We start from the raw sequence: 14,744 nt of genomic DNA on the forward strand, positions 1-14,744 counted from the left end.
CCGGCGTGCGGACCGAGGCGCCCGTCGCCTCACGGGACGAGGCAGCGACGCACCCGTACGGCGGACCTCGGCGTCGGCACGGGCCTCACCGCAGGGACGCCATGTGCTCGACGCGCAGGCGGAGGTCATCCACCCGCGGGAGATCGTCCGGGCGCCTCAACCGCCTGCCTGATTACGCGGTCATGGACCGCTCCGCCAGGCAACTTGGTCGCCGGACACCTCATCTGACGTGCGTCTTGGCCGAGGGGTTGTTCACTCCGCCAGCGGCCGTAGCAACTCCATGGGCGCGACAAAGGCGGTCCGGTTCACGTCAGTTGCTCTCTGCGACGACTACGCGACCCGTCTTCAAGGAGGTCCGCTCCCGGGCGGAACCACCGAGGCTGCGCGTGAGGGTGAGGAGGGTGTCGTCCGACACTACTCGCATGCCGTACTCGGCCAGGGCTGCGGCCATCTGTCGCGGCTTCCACAGCGAGCGCCACGGCTCGCCCGAGCTGGCGGAACTGCCGAGCGCACGCGTCAGCAGCCGCCCCGCCGTCGCCTTCACCGACCGCGTCTGGTAGTTGACGATGAGCGCGCTGCCAGGAACCGTCCGGGCGGCGAGCGCGGCCAGCGTGGCGCGCACCTCCTCGCGGGTGAGGTACGGAACGACGCCCTCCCACAACCATGTGGTCGGCGCGGACGGTTGATGCCCGGCGGCGTCCAGCGCCGCACCGAGATCATCGACGGCGAAGTCGACCGGCGTGAACCGTACCGAGCGGGCAACGGCCGGCAGCTCTGCGGCGGGACGACTGTCCGCATCCTGCCCGCGGCCGTCTTGAACCGCCTCGGCAAGGCGGGCCCGCTTGTCCTGCTGGGAGGCGGGATGGTCGACCTCCCACACATCGGTCCGGGCGAGCTCGGACAGGCGCCACGCGCGCGTATCCAGACCCGCGCCGAGGATCACGAGCTGGCCGGTCACACGTGTGCGCAGGGCCAGGTCGATCGCGACCGTTCGAGGGACGACAACCTCGGAGCACGCCCGCACCGTCTCATAGGCCATGCGCGCCTGCCAGCCCTGTGGCGGAGCGCCCGCCCGCACCTCGTCCACGACCCTGCGCTCCGCAGCGCGCAGCAGCCGTGCCGCCACCGGATCCGAGAACCGGCCCGTAGCGGCCCTGCCGTCCGCGGCTGCTCGCCCCTGGCAGACCAGAACCGCCGTCCGGCTCGCCGCACGCCCACTCTTGTCCATGCGGCCGTATTCAACACCAACGGAGGGATCGGTTCACAAATCGGCGCCAGAGGTCGTACGCCCGCGTCCGCTGTTGGGGGATGGCTCCGCTGGTTGGGCGTGGGGGCGCATTGACCTCTGCTCACCGACCTGCTCGGCAGCGGCCGGGTCCGAGCCGTCGGGTCGTCGAACGTCCCGCCGTCCTCGAGCGTCGAGGCGCGGTGGGCACTGCGCCGTGACGATGACCGGGGTGTCGCCCGTGATCCGCCGAGGGGGTCAGCTGCGCAGCAGGTCGGCCGACACGGCCCACAGACGCTCGGCGGTGACAGGGTCGAGTGCCCATTCCTTGACACCGTGCGGGTGCCTCGCGAGGTCGGCGTCGTTCGGCACGGTGTAGGCCTCTTGCGCATCGTCGAGGTAGTGGCCTCCGGAGTGGGCGAACTCGGGGGCGACGGCCGCGACGAGGGTAATGGCGGCCCCCTGCCCCACCGTCTTGTACGTGAAGACTCCTGCGGCCTCGGCCGCGTGGAGCGACGCCCTCTGCCGTGCGGTGAAGTTCCGCTGCAGTCCCGTCGCGACACCCCCGGGGTTCACCGCATTGGCGACGATGCCGTCGCGGGCCCAGCGGCGGGTCGCCTCGACGGCGAAGAGGGAGTTCGCCGTCTTCGACTGGGCGTAGGCGATCTGGGGATCGTAGCCACGACGCTCGAAGTGGAGGTCGTCGAAGTCGATGCCGGAACGCATGTGCGCCGTTGAACTGACCGACACGATCCGTGCCCCGTGGCGATCGGACGCTCCCTTGGCCAGAGCGTCGTGAAGGCCGGTGGCCAGGGCGAAGTGTCCGAGATGGTTCGTCGCGAATTGCAGTTCCCAGCCCTCACGTGTCCTTTCGAGGCCACCGGTGACCACTCCCGCGTTGTTGATCAGCAGGTGCAACGGCTCGGTCCACGTGTGCACGAACCGGGCGACGGAGCTCCGGTCGGCGAGGTCGAGGCGGACGACCCGGGGGCGGATGTGTCCGCTCGACTTCGCGATCGTTTCGGCGGTGGCGGCACCGGCGGCTGTGTCGCGGACCGCGAGCGTCACTTCCGCCCCGGCGGCGGTCAGTACACGAGCCGTCTCGGCCCCGAGCCCCGAGGAGGCTCCTGTCACGATCGCCCGGACGCCGGTGAGGTCGACGCCGCGCACCACGTCGTCCGCGGTGCTGGACGCGGTGAAGGGCGTGGAGATGCGTTCGTGGGTGTCCATGCTGCGACTATACGCACTGAACGATAATTGTATAGTTCGGTTTTCACTCGTATGCTCGTTCCATGAGCAGTCCTGATGTCGGCCGTCCGCCGTCGACTGTCGCCGACACCGACCGTCGAACCACGGTGCTGGACTCGGCCATGGCCACGTTCGCGCGCTTCGGCTACAGAAAGACCTCGATGGAGGAGGTGGCGAGAGCGGCCCGCATCTCCCGGCCCGGGCTGTACTTCCTGTTCTCCTCCAAGGAGACGCTGTTCCGTGCCGCGGTCACCCAGACCCTGGATCGCGACCTCACCGCCGTCGAACGCGTCCTGACCGACAGCGGCCGTCCCCTTGCGCAGCGCCTCGTCGAGGCGTTCGACCAGTGGGCGGGGCGCTACATCGGCCCGCTGGCGCGTGATGTCGTGGCGGTTGTCGAGGCCAGTCCCGAACTTCTGGGAGAGATCGTCGAGACCGCACCGCGACGCTTCGAGGAACTGGTCACCGATGCGATCGCCGTCGAGAAGGGGCAAGAGTCCGCCGGCCCGGCGGCGCAGACGATGATCAGCGTGTCGATCGGCCTGAAGCATCAGACGGCATCCCGGGAGGTCTACCTCGAACGGCTGGAGGCCGCCGTGGGTCTCCTGATGCGCTGAGGGTGCTCCGGTGCTCCTTCTGTGGCCGCTCGCAGTCTCGAGCGGTGACGGGGAGTCCGGAGTCCCTCTCGGGCTCGTCGGCTACGGCGGGCAGGCGGCGAGGTGGTTGCTCGCTTGTTGGGTTCGTCGATGGAGAAGACGTGATCCGGCTTCGGCCTGCCGCAGCGCTCGTAGGATGCCTGGATGCCGAAGCCGATAAGGATGAGCCGCCGCATGTGGGGTGCCGCGTGGGCGGTGCTGTGCGCAGCCGGCCTCGCCGCCACTGCCGGACTGAACGCTTCTTCGGTTCCGGACCAGCGGCCCGAGAAACCGGTCAGTGCCGAGTGCGCCGAGTACATCGCCGACATTGAAATGCGGCTGGCCGAGGCCAGGCGGGAAGGCGGGGGCGGCGACGTGCTGGCCTTCTCCCGGGTCCAGGCCGGCACCGGGAGCGACTGCGGCGAGGAACTGCGTAACCACTTCGGGGGCGCTCGGTGAACCGCGGTGCCTGGCAGGCCGCGTTGGCGGGGCTCACCGTCGTCGGCGTGGGGGCGATCATTGCGGCGGAGGCTATGGCGGAGCCGGATCCGGAGCCGCGGCCTGCGCCGTCGCGGGTGTACTCCTCGTGCCTGGCGGCCGACACCAGGCCGGTGCCCGCGGGCGACGACCCGTGCGAGGGACCCTGACAGGGGCTGTGCGATTGGCCGTTGAGGCCGGGGCGAACATCCGAAGGAGGGCGGTGGGCACAGGGGCACGCGCGAACTGCCCGGGGTTTCGTCGGGCAGCGCGCCAATGATCAGCGGCACTCCGTAGATCACTCATCCGGTGCCCAGGATCGCACCGGGCGGGGGGAGCACGCCGAGGGGAGCGTGTTGAGTTGAGGGCGCGTGGGTCTGTGTGCGTGGTGCGGGCGTCCGGTCCCCGGTAGTGGTCGGCGTCGATGAGTTCGGCAGTGCCCGAGCCGCGTGGTCTGGCGTTGTTCGTTAACCGGCAGTGGGAACGGCGATGTGTCCGGCTCGCGGATGATCTATCGTCTGCATGTTCTCTGGGGAGGGGATGACGCATGGTGCGTAGGGGGCGGTGGGTCGTGTTGTGTGCGGCCGTGGTGCTGGCGCTGGCCGGCTGTGGGGAACGGGCGGTGGAGGCGGAGCCGGACTTCGCGGGAGTGCACGAGCTGCCGGAAAGGCTCGGCAAGGACGGTGTCACCATTGTGGTGGGTGATCCGCAGGCGATTACGAGGGTGCGGCTGTACGAGGATCCGCGCTGCCCGGTGTGCGAGGAGTTCGAGACCGCAGGCGGCTCTCCGCAGTTGCGGGAGGAGATGCTTTCCCGTCGGGTGAGAACCGAGTACACCCTGGCTTCCTTCCTGGACGACCGGGTGGGCGGCACCGGGTCGAAGAAGGCGGTCAACGCGCTGCGTGCCGCGCTGGACGAGGGCAGGTTCGTGGAGTACCACGAGGTGCTCTACGCCAACCAGCCGGAGGAGAGCGTGGACGGCTACACCGACGCCTTCCTGCTGGAACTGGCCGGCCGGGTGGAGGGGTTGCGAGGCCCCGCGTTCGACACGGCCGTGAAGACGATGAAGTACCGCTCTTTCGTCACAGCCTCGGAGAAGGCGTACGAGCGGGCCGGCGGAACAGCGAACCCCCGGGGACCGGGGACACCCACCGCCGTGATCAACGGCAAACAAATACCGACGTCGTACAACGGCATGCTGTTCGACCCCGAGGTCTTCGAGGACCTCCTGAGGGACATACACAACGATCCTCAGCAGTGGGAGGAGTTCGTACTGGGCCCGTACTGAGAGCCGGCGAAGCGACTTCGCAGTTCCGTCTGGAGGATTGTTCCGCAGGCGCTGCGCGGCAGGCGGCGAGTTGTAGGGCGCCGCCGGACGGCAGGAAGCCGTCGGAGGGAAGAGAGGGGGTTAGGTGGGGTGGGCCGTGGCGTCGTCAGGCTACGCTCTTGGCGACCAGAGCTTCGAAGTCAATGTTCCAGCCGTGTTACATGCTGGCGCGGCCTTCTTGCCGAGGCCGCCGCTGCGGAGCGAGGGGCGAGGAGTGCGTGCGGGCGGCGGGCGAGGCGATGGCTTTGGCGCGAACCGAAGCGGAGGCCGCAGGGATGGCGCGCCTGTCGGCTGGGTACGACTGCTGATTCCGTGCACGGTCGGCTCCGAGGGGGACGGACAGACGTGAATCAGGCCGCAGTCGTGATATCGGGCGTCGCCCTGCTGATCAGCCTGTGCTCGCTCTACCGGTCGGTCAGGAGCGACCGCCGGGACGTCACGCTAAGGCTCTACGAGTCGCTGATCGACCCGAAGCTCCAGTCCGGGCGGAAGGTGCTCCACGAAATGCAGGACGTCGCCAGTCTGACGTCAGAGGAGTACGAACTCGCGAACCGGGCCCTGGCAGCCCTGGACATCGCCGGCTTCTACTGCGCGAAGAAGTATGTGAACGAGAAGGACTTCCTTGATCTGTGGGCGCCGGCGCTCGTGACCCTCCAGCGTTCTGCAACGCCGTTTCTCGCCCATCGCGACGCCCAGAGGCCGAAGCCCGTCTGGCCCTATTACAGGCGCCTGACTCAACGGGCTGAGGAACATCTGCGCGACAGGGAATGAGCGTCGGACTCGGACCGGGGCCGGCCTGCGCCGTCTGCAAGATCGCATGCCCACGGGCGGCCTCAGGAGCTCGCTTCACCCGGCGCTGCCGGGTCGGCGCCGTGGGCCCGAGCGTCGATGTGGCTAGTGTGCATGGCATGAGCGAACACTCGGAGCGTTCCGTCGTCGTCGAACGCACCAGCGGCGGCCAATTCGTGGCGACCAACGCCCGCGGCGGATCAGTCAGTTTCGGCACGTCCTCGGACAACGGCCAGGACACCGGGTTCACCCCGGTCGAGTTGTTCCTGGCCGCGATCGGCGGCTGCACTGCTGTGGACGTCGACGTCGCCACCGGCCGTCACGCAGAGCCCGCCCGGTTCTCCGTGACGGTCAGGGGGGACAAGGTGAGCGACGACCTGGGCAACCGTATGACGAACATCGAGGTCGCCTTCACCGTGGCTTTCCCGGACGGCGAGGAAGCGGAGCGCGCACGTGCGATCCTGCCCCGCGCGGTCAAGGCTTCCCACGACCGTCTCTGCACCGTGAGTAGGACCGTCGAGATCGGCACTCCGGTGACCACGACGGTCACCGACGCCTGACACTCGTGCCGTGTCCGCCCGGCGGGCAGGAGAAGCGGCATGCTCCCCCTCGGTGTGATGTGCTCCCGCGCCCTTGCTTCAGCGGCTCCGGCACCGTGTCCCGCGCTCGCAGGCCATGCGGCCAGCACGCCGCCTGTCGGCGTGGCCGCCGGCGGCGTCCACGCCGCGAACCCACCTCGCCAACCGACCAGGCAACCCATTCGGCCCCGTGCCGGTCCGCGCCCACTGACCCGTCTCAGGAGCGCTCGCCCCGGCTCCCGGGGCGCCGGAGCTTCGCCGCAGTGCTCCGCGAACTCGGCCCCGCCGACCCACCCGCGCAATACTGGAACAAACGGGATGAAATTTCGAAAGGGCGAGTTCGCGGAGGCGTAGCGATGCAGCAGGACGCCGGGAACGGCGGCGGCCACACGACGGGCGCCGCGGAGGAGCAGGAGCCGTACGACGACGAGCTCTATGAGGACGGGGCCGACCAGTCCGGGAACGACTCGGCATACGAAGGCGCGGTGGTCCAGGAGGACGATTCGGCGGCGGGGCTCTCGCAGGGGCGCGACCCCGACGTCTTCCTGGACGTCCCCCAACTCAAGGTCGATGAGCTCAACCTCGACGTGGAGAACCTGCGGGCCAGGGTGTCCCTCCAGGCCGAGGTGCTTGACCTGCTCAAGCTGAACGTCGGCGCCGACGTCGCGCTCGGCGAGGTCCACCTCGGCATCTCCGGAGTCGAGGCACAGGCCCAGCTCAAGGTCCGGTTGGACAACGTCGCGCTGATCATCAACCGGGTTCTCACCACGCTGGACCGCAATCCGCAGATTCTGGAGGACCTGGCCCGCGGCGTCGGCTCGGCCGTACACGACGTGGGCCGGGGCGCCGGAACCGCCGTGCAGGAGGTCGGAGAGGGGGCCGGGTCTGCGGTCGAGGACGTCGGCAGCAGCGCAGGCGAGGCCGTCGGCGAGGTCGCGCAGGGCGTCGGCGAGGCCGTCGAGGGCGTAGGAGGGAGTGCGGCGGAAGCTGCCGACGAGGTCGGCAGGGCCGGCGTGGACGCTGGCGACGAGGTTCGGGAGACCGGACCGGCCGCCGGGCGCAGTGTTCGACACACCTCGAAGGAGGCCGGGGCCGGGAGGGCGGCCGGGAAGACCACTCCTCGGGCCGGTGGAACGGCTGGTTCCGGCACTCGCTCGGGCCATGGCACGAGTCGCACCGCCTCCCAGGGCGGCGCGGGGCCGCGGCGGACGCCCGGACGGACGGGCTATGACGCCGAGGACAAACGCTCCGTCGGCCGACGCCGCACGCGCGACGACGAGGCCGGGGCGACGCGACCCACCGGCGGGCGCCGGGGTGTCAGCAAGCGCGAAGAGCCGCCGTGAACGGGCACGCCGCCGTCGGCCGCTGAGACATCCGCCGGGCGTCCTGCGGGCCCCGGCGCTGACATCACGTTCGAGGCGGTCGTCAGCGGCGACCGTCTGCGCTTCGAGGAGGCGCCACGGGCGCGAGTCTCCTTCCCCGGCACCGGAGCGCGCGAGTCGGTGTCCCGCGCGGAGCGGACCAACCTGCCCCAACGGGTGGCACCCGGGCAGGACTACCGCGGCGTGAGCGTGAACTACCACCTCGTCAGCCGTCTCACTGGAACCCCGGAGAACGGGCGGATGCGGGACGAGGACGGGCGGCGGGGCGAGTCGAACAACTCCGATGCGGCGTTTGGCCCGGTCGGACCGGAGCGAACACGCGACGACTAGAGCGTGTATCAAAATTGGATCTTGAGCTGTGCATGATCACGGTTCATGGGACGGGGAGATCTCACGGATGAGCAGCGGGCAACGCTGGAACCGTTGTTGCCGCGGGGGACGAAGACGGGGCGGCCGCCCGTCTGGCCTCGGCGGCAGCTGATCGACGGCATCCGGTTCCGGGTCCGGACCGGTGTTCCGTGGCGGGATGTGCCCGTCGAGTACGGGCCGTGGAGCCGGGTCTACGACCTCTTCCGCCGGTGGCAGCGGGATGGCACCTGGTACCACATCCTCACCGGGCTCCAGGCCCTGACCGACGCGAAAGGCGCGATTGCGTGGGACCCGAGCGTCGATTTCACGGTGTGCCGCGCCCATCGGCATGCGGCCGGGGCCCGCGAGCAGGGCGACATGCAGAAGGAACCACCGGGCGGCGTGTTCACCGAGCCCGGAGATCACGGACTGGGGCGCTCGCGCGGCGGGTTCACGACCAAGCTCCACCTGGCTGTCGCGCAAGGTCACAAGCCGATGTCGATCGTGGTCGCGGCTGGGCAGCGCGGTGACTCGCCGCAGTTCGAGCCCGAGCTGGAGAAGGTCCGCGTGCCTCGCATTGGACTGGGCCGCCCACGCGACCGCCCCAATCGGGTCCGCGCGGACAAGGCGTACGCCTCCCGCAAGAACCGTGCCTACCTGCGCCGCCGCGGAATCCGCTGCACCATCCCCGACAGGGCTGACCAGGCCCGCAACCGCCAGAAGCTCGGCTCCCGCGGCGGCCGGCCACCGCGCTTCAACCGGTCGACTACCACGAGCGTCATGCGGTGGAGTGCGGGATCAACCGCCTCAAGAGGAACCGTGCTGTCGCCACGCGCTACGACAAGCTGGCGGTCCGATACGAGGCGACCATCCTTGTCGTTGCCATTGACGAGTGGCTGTGACCCGCCCTCGTCAAGCGGTGGGCGGGCCGCTGCCGCGCTTGTCAGTGGCTCCTGGCACCATGCGCCCATGAACTCCGATGACACGGAAAAGAAGACTCTGTCGGTGTTCCTCGCGGCACAGCGAGCCAGCGTGCTGGCCATTGTCGACGGGCTCGACGCGCAGGCACTGACCACGTCGGTTCTGCCCTCCGGGTGGACACCCCTCGGACTCATAGAACACTTGGGGCACGCTGAGAGGCACTGGTTCCAGGAGGTCGTCACCGGAACTGCCGAGCCGTTGCCATGGCCCGACGACCATGCCCCGCTGACGACACCACGAGATCCGGAGGTGGTCTTCGCCTTCTACGACGACCAGTGCCGCCGTTCCGATGCCGTGATCGCCCGCACGCCGTTGTCGGCACCCCCGCGGGGCCGTCACCCCGAACCTCTGGGAGACGAACTCGCCGACCTGCGCGGGATCATCATTCATGTCATCGAAGAGACCGCGCGTCACGCCGGTCACTTGGACATCGCCCGCGAACTAATCGACGGACGGACAGGACTTGGACCTCGCTGAGCACCGGCCCGCAGCCCGGACCCGGAACCCAGCCTCCACCATCGCAACACGCCCCAGCCATCGGCGTGAGCCGAGCCGTGAGCACGTGGTCGACGAACTGCCCTGACCGCGACCTCAAGCCACTGGTGGGTTTGGTGGTGGGTACGGAAGGGCTGGTGGGTGGGAGTGGGTGCCCTTGTCAGGTGTGCGGGTGACGGCTGTGGGGGTGGCTGGGGTGCGGGCGCTGGAGGCCGAGCGGGGGAGTGCGCCGTTCCGTGGGCCGCCGGCGCGGGCCGTGGACACCGCTGGCGGTCTGTGGCCTTCTTCGGCGTCGTTGTGCGGTGACGGAGCTGCGAGACGTTGCCGGCCGGCTGCGAGCGGGTCAACGTCGCGGTGGATCCGCGTGAGGACCGGCCTGGCGTGCCGCCCCCGCGCCTTCTGCCACCACGCCGGCTGGTGCATGGCGGCCGTCTGCTCCAGGTCTCTCACGCCATGCCGCTCCCTCCGGCCAGACCAGACAAAAGCTGTACTGACCGGGCGCCCACCGGAAGGCCGGGGCCTCCCCAGGGGCCGTCATACTTCGGCCAAGTGCCCCCGGACACCCGCCCGGGGGGCCGCCCCGACCCTTCGCCGCGCCCCAGGCGTGAACGAGGAGCCTTCAATGTGGGGTCGGCATGAAATGTGAGAGGCCGGTGAGGAAGGGGCACCCGCGTTGGGCGCTCGTGCTCAGTTCTTGCTCAAATGCTCTCCCGGACGATGGGTTGCGCGATGATGATCAAACGTAAACCGAACGAGAGCGACGGAGTACTGATGGCCCAGCCACGGTGCTGTGCATAGCAAGGGGGATGCAATGGCCAAAGCGGTGCGGGTCTCACTGGGAGAGATGTGGATCACATGTCAGGTCTGTAAGAGCGATCTCTTCCGTGAACGGGGGGTGAAACTCAACAGTACAGGCGGGGAGTTGTTCAATCTGGCCTGGGCAGATGAGACCGCTACTGGGCTGATCTGCCTGCGTTGCGGTTTCGTGCACCTCTTCGTCAATCAGCAGATACAACTGCACCGCGCCAAGGACTGATGCCCTGTGTTCGTGCCGAACACAACCGCACGAACACCTCGGACGTCCGCCGCGCGCCGACTACCGGCTACTCGACGCCTCGACCGTGTCGGCGAGTGGTCCCGTGACGGTCGATGATCACATGGAGTTTCGAGTCGGGGCGGGTCCGGTCGACGGGCGAGGGGCCGACGTGATCCCCCTCTGAGGGCCCGGACGCGTGAGCCGTCCACGGACGTAGTCGTCAAGGTCCAAGAGGTCGTTGCGGAATGCCGTGGGGACATGCAGGCATCTCTGGACGAGCCCGATCCCTGGCGCGTGCTCAGCGGCGCCGTACATAGCTTCGCGGAGCACCGGTTGCAGGACCGTGGGCGCCTCCGCCCTGCGACTGCTGCGGCGGGTACCAGTGCCGACGGTGCGGATCCCGCGAGTGATCGGGGTCGACGATTTCGCCCTGCGGCGCCGGCACAGCTACGCCACGGTCATCATCAACGCCGAGACCGGTGAGCGAATCGAGGTACTCCCGGGCCGCGACGCCGTCACTCTGGAAGCCTGGCTGCGCGGACATCCGGGCATCGAGGCCGTGTGCCGGGACGGATCGGCCACCTACGCCGAGGCGGTCCGCCGAGGCCTGCCCGACGCGGTCCAGACCAGCGACCGCTGGCACCTGTGGCACAACCTCGCCGAGGCCGTCCGCAAAGAGGTCGCCGCGCACAGCACCTGCTGGGCAAAAACAGGCCCGCCCCCGGAAAGTGGTGGGCTCGTTGGGTCGTTCGTGGTGCGTCGTCATGAGCTGACCGATGAGTTGTGGGCGGTGATCGAGCCGTTCCTGGCTCCGCCGCGGATGGGCCGTCCGGTGCGCGATCGCCGTCAGGTGGTCAACGGGTTTCTGTGGAAGCTGTCCACGGGTACGGCTTGGCGGGACCTTCCCGAGCGGTACGGGCCGTGGGAGACGGTTTACAAGCGCTTCCGCCGCTGGTCGGCCGACGGAGCCTGAGACCGGCTCCTGGCCCACGTCCAGCGGCGCTGTGACGCCGTCGGTGGGGTCGACTGGACCGTCACGTGTCTCGACTCCACGACCGTGCGAGCCCACCAGCACGCGGCCAGGGCCCGAAAGGGAGCTCCGGCCGGGCGAGGCGATCGGCCGGTCCCGCGGCGGGCTGACCACAAAGATCCACCGGTGTAGCTCTTCATCACGGTGACCGAGCCGTCGACTCCAGTCTTCGATTCAGGAGTTGAGTCATGCCCCTCTGCGGTGACACCGCGCCGCTGAGATGCGGATGCTCACCACGCACGGCACCGCGACGCTCGGCGGATCAGGTCGACGCTCCGATGGAATGCGTGGACGAAGAACATGGATGAGCGGTACTCCCCGGCGAAGGCGGACATGGTGCCTGACATCGCGCCCTTGCGGGGCGACACGGCGAGTTGGCGGAGCTGGAAGCGCTGGTGAGCCGTGCCCGAGGCGGCCGCGCCGGTGCACTGGTCGTCTCCGGTGAGGCCGGTGTCGGCAAGACCGCGCTCCTGGACCACCTCCTGGCACGGGCCGCGGCACACGTCCGCACCGAGCGCGTCGGCGCCTCCCAGTCCGAGATGGAACTTGCCTACGCCGGCCTCCAGCAGCTCTGCGGACACATGATGGGTTCCGCCGCCCGGTTGCCGGTCCCGCAGCAGGAAGCGATCGAGGTGGCGTTCGGCCTGCGCAGCGCGGCCGCCCCGAGCCCGTTCCTCGTTGGGCCGGCCCTGCTGGGGCTGCTCACCGAGGCTGCCGAGGAGCAGGCACTGCTGTGCGTCGTCGACGACGCACAGTGGCTCGACCAGGCGTCCGCACACGCCCTCGCCTTCGCCGCCCGCCGTCTGGACGCGGAGGGCATCGCCCTGGTGCTCGCGATGCGGCAGCCCGACCCGGTGTTCGCGGGCCTGCCCCACATGACCGTCGAAGGACTCGATCACGAGGACGCGTGCGCACTGCTGCGCCTGGCCGTACCCGGTGGCCTCGACCTGCGGGTACGCGATCAGTTGATCGCGGAGGCCCGCGGCAACCTCCTAGCCCTGCGTGAACTGCCCCGGGCCCTGAGTCCGGCCCAGATCGCCGGCGGATTCACCCTGACAAGTTCCCTGCCGCTGGAAAGCCGCATCGAGCAGAGCCTTGTCGTCCAGCTCGCCCCGCTGCCCGCCCCAGCGCGCCTCCTGCTGCTGCTGGCGGCCGCCGAGCCGACCGGTGACCCGGGGCTGAGGACGACGGGTAAGCAGGAGACCGGGCGCCGGAGCTATGGGTTCCGCGGCCCGCGGACGACCCCTTGGGCGTGGAGGAACGCGAGGACGGAGGCGTCGAACCGTGCGGGCTGTTCGAGGTGCACGAGGTGCCCGGCCTCCTCCAGGACCGTCAACTCGGCGTTTTCCAGGCCCTCGTGCAGCAGGGCGGCCCATCGTGGCCCGCAGATGAAGTCGTGACGGCCCGCCAGGACCAGGGCCGGTGGGGTGAGGAGGGACAGCTCGTCCCGGACGTCGAAGGGAGATTCCTCCCCCAGGGAGGGGGCCGCGTACATGCGCAGCGTCCGACGAGCGGGCGCGAACTCGGCTTCTCTGCCCCAGTAGTCGTAGAGATAGGCCGGCATCAGTGTGCGCAGGACGGCGGTGGCGCCGTCGTCGTCCAGCAGGCCGAGGCGCGTGGTGAGGGTGGCCACGTAGTCCGCGACGTCCCCATGATCCTCGACGTGGTCCTTCACGAACCGTTCCATGGCGGTGACTGCCGCCGACCAGAACTCCTCGTCCGCGACCGGTGAGGTGTCGTAGAGAACGAGGGCAGTGACCTGTGCGGGATGGTCGAGGGCGTACCGCTGGGCCACGAAGCCACCGTGGGAGTGACCGAGCAGGGCGAACCGTGGCACGTTCAGGTGCTGGACCACGGCGTGCAGGAAGTGCGCGTACGTGGCCACGGTGTAGTCCCGCGGATCCGGGAGCCGACCGGAGTCGCCCGTGCCGACCGGTTCGACGTAGACCATGGTCAAGGAGTCCTCGAGACCGGGCATGCGCAGGTAGTCCCAGCCGATGCCCGGTCCGCCCGAGTGGGCGAGGCACACCGGGCCCGAGCCTGCGACGTGGTAGCGCAGTGCGACGCGGGCGGGACCGTGTGGAACGGTGATCGTGTGCGTGCCTGGAGACAGGGGGACGGAGGGGTCTTCGGGTGTGCGCGGGAGAGTCCCCGGCCGATGCGTGTGCTTCACGTCATCCCATGATCCGTGAGGGGCGGCAACCTCGCAAGGAATAACACAACGAGTGATCACACTGTTATGCACTGCGTCATGGCCGAGTGATGCCTCGCCGTCCCCTCTTTCGCGAGCGGGAGATGGCTGGAGCACACCATGGATGCGAAGGACGAGGCCGAGCGCGCCTGACGGTCATTCAGGACTACCTGTACTGGGACTCCCACCGCCGGGTGCCGGAGTTCGCCGCACACGTGCCCGGACTCAGCGAAGAACAGAAGACCGTCCTGGAGTGGTGGTACGTCGAGGAGCAGATCAGGGTCTCCCGCGCCATCGCCCATCACCTCACCGAGCAGATCACGACGGTGGAGGCGCGGCACACCAGACGCTACGCCCGAGCGGCTCGGTCCCGCCGCGTCCGCCGGCTCACTCCGACGCCCCCAGGATGAGCAGCAGTTTGCGCTACGCGCCGACGACGACCCGCTCCCGCGCGTCGAGCACGGACAGCAGCTCACACTCCACAGCCAGGTGACTCTCCAGCCGGCGGTCGAACTCCTCCCGCCCCTGCATCGTCAGGCTGACCAGCGAGCGCGGCCGATCGTCGGGTGACGCGGTCCGGACGATCCAGCCGTCACGCTCCAGCCGGTTGAGGCGGCCACTGAGACCGGTCGAGGAGACCACGAGGTGCCGCATCAGTTGCCCCGGCGTCAGGGCGTGCCCGGGAGCCGCCTGGCGCAGGGTCTGCAGCAGGTCGAAGTCCCCGACGTTGGTGATGGTCCTGCCGGGCTGACGGCGCAGCCGCTCCTCGAACAGTTCCTCGGCCAGGCGGGCCGCGCGCAGCCTTGGCGAACACGGATCCCATGGCTGGGGAGGCCGCCACGCCGCCCTGGATCCTGCGTCGTGCGACGTACCGGTCGCACCGGTCGAGTTTACCATTGACACTGTTCCCTTCACTTCACATCGTGATGTCGTCCCGCTCAGTGTGAGCCATCGCCGACCGGGGCGTTCTCCGTGTCACACATCGGCCACCCGTCCGGTCAA

Annotated in this window: 14 protein-coding genes and 4 pseudogenes; 13 read left to right on the forward strand and 5 right to left on the reverse strand. The window is 69.3% G+C overall.

Annotation, left to right across the window (positions count from 1 at the left end):
- Positions 1-310 precede the first annotated feature (310 nt).
- Both ACGH7X_RS38725 and ACGH7X_RS38730 read right to left on the reverse strand, forming a co-directional pair.
- On the reverse strand, positions 311-1,228 hold the full coding sequence (locus ACGH7X_RS38725) for a class I SAM-dependent methyltransferase (protein ID WP_399895144.1): 918 nt from the start codon (positions 1,226-1,228) through the stop codon (positions 311-313).
- Between the two features lie 255 nt (positions 1,229-1,483).
- The gene (locus ACGH7X_RS38730; protein WP_399895147.1) at positions 1,484-2,455 is read right to left on the reverse strand and encodes an SDR family NAD(P)-dependent oxidoreductase; all 972 of its coding nucleotides are present in this window, start codon (positions 2,453-2,455) and stop codon (positions 1,484-1,486) included.
- Positions 2,456-2,517: 62 nt separating this feature from the next.
- Between ACGH7X_RS38730 and ACGH7X_RS38735 the strand changes: the two genes are divergently transcribed.
- The 9 genes from ACGH7X_RS38735 to ACGH7X_RS38775 all read left to right on the forward strand — a co-directional run bounded on the left by ACGH7X_RS38735 (position 2,518) and on the right by ACGH7X_RS38775 (position 10,521).
- Complete coding sequence (locus ACGH7X_RS38735; protein WP_399895150.1) at positions 2,518-3,090, forward strand: TetR/AcrR family transcriptional regulator; 573 nt, start codon at positions 2,518-2,520, stop codon at positions 3,088-3,090.
- A 183-nt stretch (positions 3,091-3,273) separates the two neighbouring features.
- Complete coding sequence (locus tag ACGH7X_RS38740; RefSeq protein ID WP_399895152.1) at positions 3,274-3,567, forward strand: hypothetical protein; 294 nt, start codon at positions 3,274-3,276, stop codon at positions 3,565-3,567.
- 565 nt (positions 3,568-4,132) lie between these two features.
- Positions 4,133-4,873, forward strand: coding sequence for a DsbA family protein (locus ACGH7X_RS38745; RefSeq protein ID WP_399895154.1), 741 nt, complete (start codon positions 4,133-4,135; stop codon positions 4,871-4,873).
- A 384-nt stretch (positions 4,874-5,257) separates the two neighbouring features.
- Positions 5,258-5,683 carry a hypothetical protein gene (locus ACGH7X_RS38750; protein WP_399895157.1) on the forward strand — a complete coding sequence of 142 codons (426 nt, stop codon included), beginning with the start codon at positions 5,258-5,260 and terminating at the stop codon, positions 5,681-5,683.
- A 137-nt stretch (positions 5,684-5,820) separates the two neighbouring features.
- Positions 5,821-6,261: an OsmC family protein gene (locus tag ACGH7X_RS38755; protein ID WP_399895160.1), complete on the forward strand. Its 441-nt coding sequence runs from the start codon at positions 5,821-5,823 to the stop codon at positions 6,259-6,261.
- Between the two features lie 374 nt (positions 6,262-6,635).
- Positions 6,636-7,622 carry a hypothetical protein gene (locus ACGH7X_RS38760; protein ID WP_399895163.1) on the forward strand — a complete coding sequence of 329 codons (987 nt, stop codon included), beginning with the start codon at positions 6,636-6,638 and terminating at the stop codon, positions 7,620-7,622.
- A gap of 414 nt (positions 7,623-8,036) precedes the next feature.
- Positions 8,037-8,911 (forward strand): IS5 family transposase gene (locus ACGH7X_RS38765; RefSeq protein WP_399895166.1). Its coding sequence is split into 2 segments (ribosomal slippage): positions 8,037-8,775 and positions 8,775-8,911, totalling 876 coding nucleotides; the frame shifts between segments, so codons are not numbered across the junction.
- Positions 8,912-8,978: 67 nt separating this feature from the next.
- Positions 8,979-9,467 carry a DinB family protein gene (locus ACGH7X_RS38770; RefSeq protein WP_399895168.1) on the forward strand — a complete coding sequence of 163 codons (489 nt, stop codon included), beginning with the start codon at positions 8,979-8,981 and terminating at the stop codon, positions 9,465-9,467.
- Positions 9,468-10,296: 829 nt separating this feature from the next.
- Positions 10,297-10,521 carry a hypothetical protein gene (locus ACGH7X_RS38775; protein ID WP_399895171.1) on the forward strand — a complete coding sequence of 75 codons (225 nt, stop codon included), beginning with the start codon at positions 10,297-10,299 and terminating at the stop codon, positions 10,519-10,521.
- 100 nt (positions 10,522-10,621) lie between these two features.
- Here ACGH7X_RS38775 and ACGH7X_RS38780 read toward each other — a convergent pair.
- Positions 10,622-10,764 (reverse strand): annotated as a pseudogene (locus ACGH7X_RS38780) (IS5/IS1182 family transposase); the annotation flags it as partial.
- A gap of 109 nt (positions 10,765-10,873) precedes the next feature.
- Between ACGH7X_RS38780 and ACGH7X_RS38785 the strand changes: the two are divergent.
- The 3 pseudogenes from ACGH7X_RS38785 to ACGH7X_RS38795 form a co-directional block, all read left to right on the forward strand.
- A pseudogene (locus ACGH7X_RS38785) lies at positions 10,874-11,227 on the forward strand (transposase); the annotation flags it as partial.
- Between the two features lie 45 nt (positions 11,228-11,272).
- Positions 11,273-11,675: pseudogene (locus ACGH7X_RS38790) on the forward strand (IS5 family transposase); the annotation flags it as partial.
- Between the two features lie 271 nt (positions 11,676-11,946).
- Positions 11,947-12,330, forward strand: a pseudogene (locus ACGH7X_RS38795) (ATP-binding protein); the annotation flags it as partial.
- Positions 12,331-12,767: 437 nt separating this feature from the next.
- Here the strand turns inward: ACGH7X_RS38795 and ACGH7X_RS38800 are convergent.
- Positions 12,768-13,724 (reverse strand): alpha/beta fold hydrolase, encoded by a 957-nt coding sequence (locus ACGH7X_RS38800; RefSeq protein WP_399895174.1) that lies wholly within the window; start codon positions 13,722-13,724, stop codon positions 12,768-12,770.
- A gap of 233 nt (positions 13,725-13,957) precedes the next feature.
- Between ACGH7X_RS38800 and ACGH7X_RS38805 the strand changes: the two genes are divergently transcribed.
- Positions 13,958-14,152 (forward strand): hypothetical protein, encoded by a 195-nt coding sequence (locus tag ACGH7X_RS38805; protein ID WP_399895177.1) that lies wholly within the window; start codon positions 13,958-13,960, stop codon positions 14,150-14,152.
- Positions 14,153-14,165: 13 nt separating this feature from the next.
- Here the strand turns inward: ACGH7X_RS38805 and ACGH7X_RS38810 are convergent, their stop codons facing one another.
- The gene (locus ACGH7X_RS38810; protein ID WP_399895180.1) at positions 14,166-14,639 is read right to left on the reverse strand and encodes a MarR family winged helix-turn-helix transcriptional regulator; all 474 of its coding nucleotides are present in this window, start codon (positions 14,637-14,639) and stop codon (positions 14,166-14,168) included.
- Positions 14,640-14,744 lie beyond the last annotated feature (105 nt).

The organism is Streptomyces sp. BBFR51 (assembly GCF_044591655.1).
GTDB lineage: Bacteria > Actinomycetota > Actinomycetes > Streptomycetales > Streptomycetaceae > Streptomyces.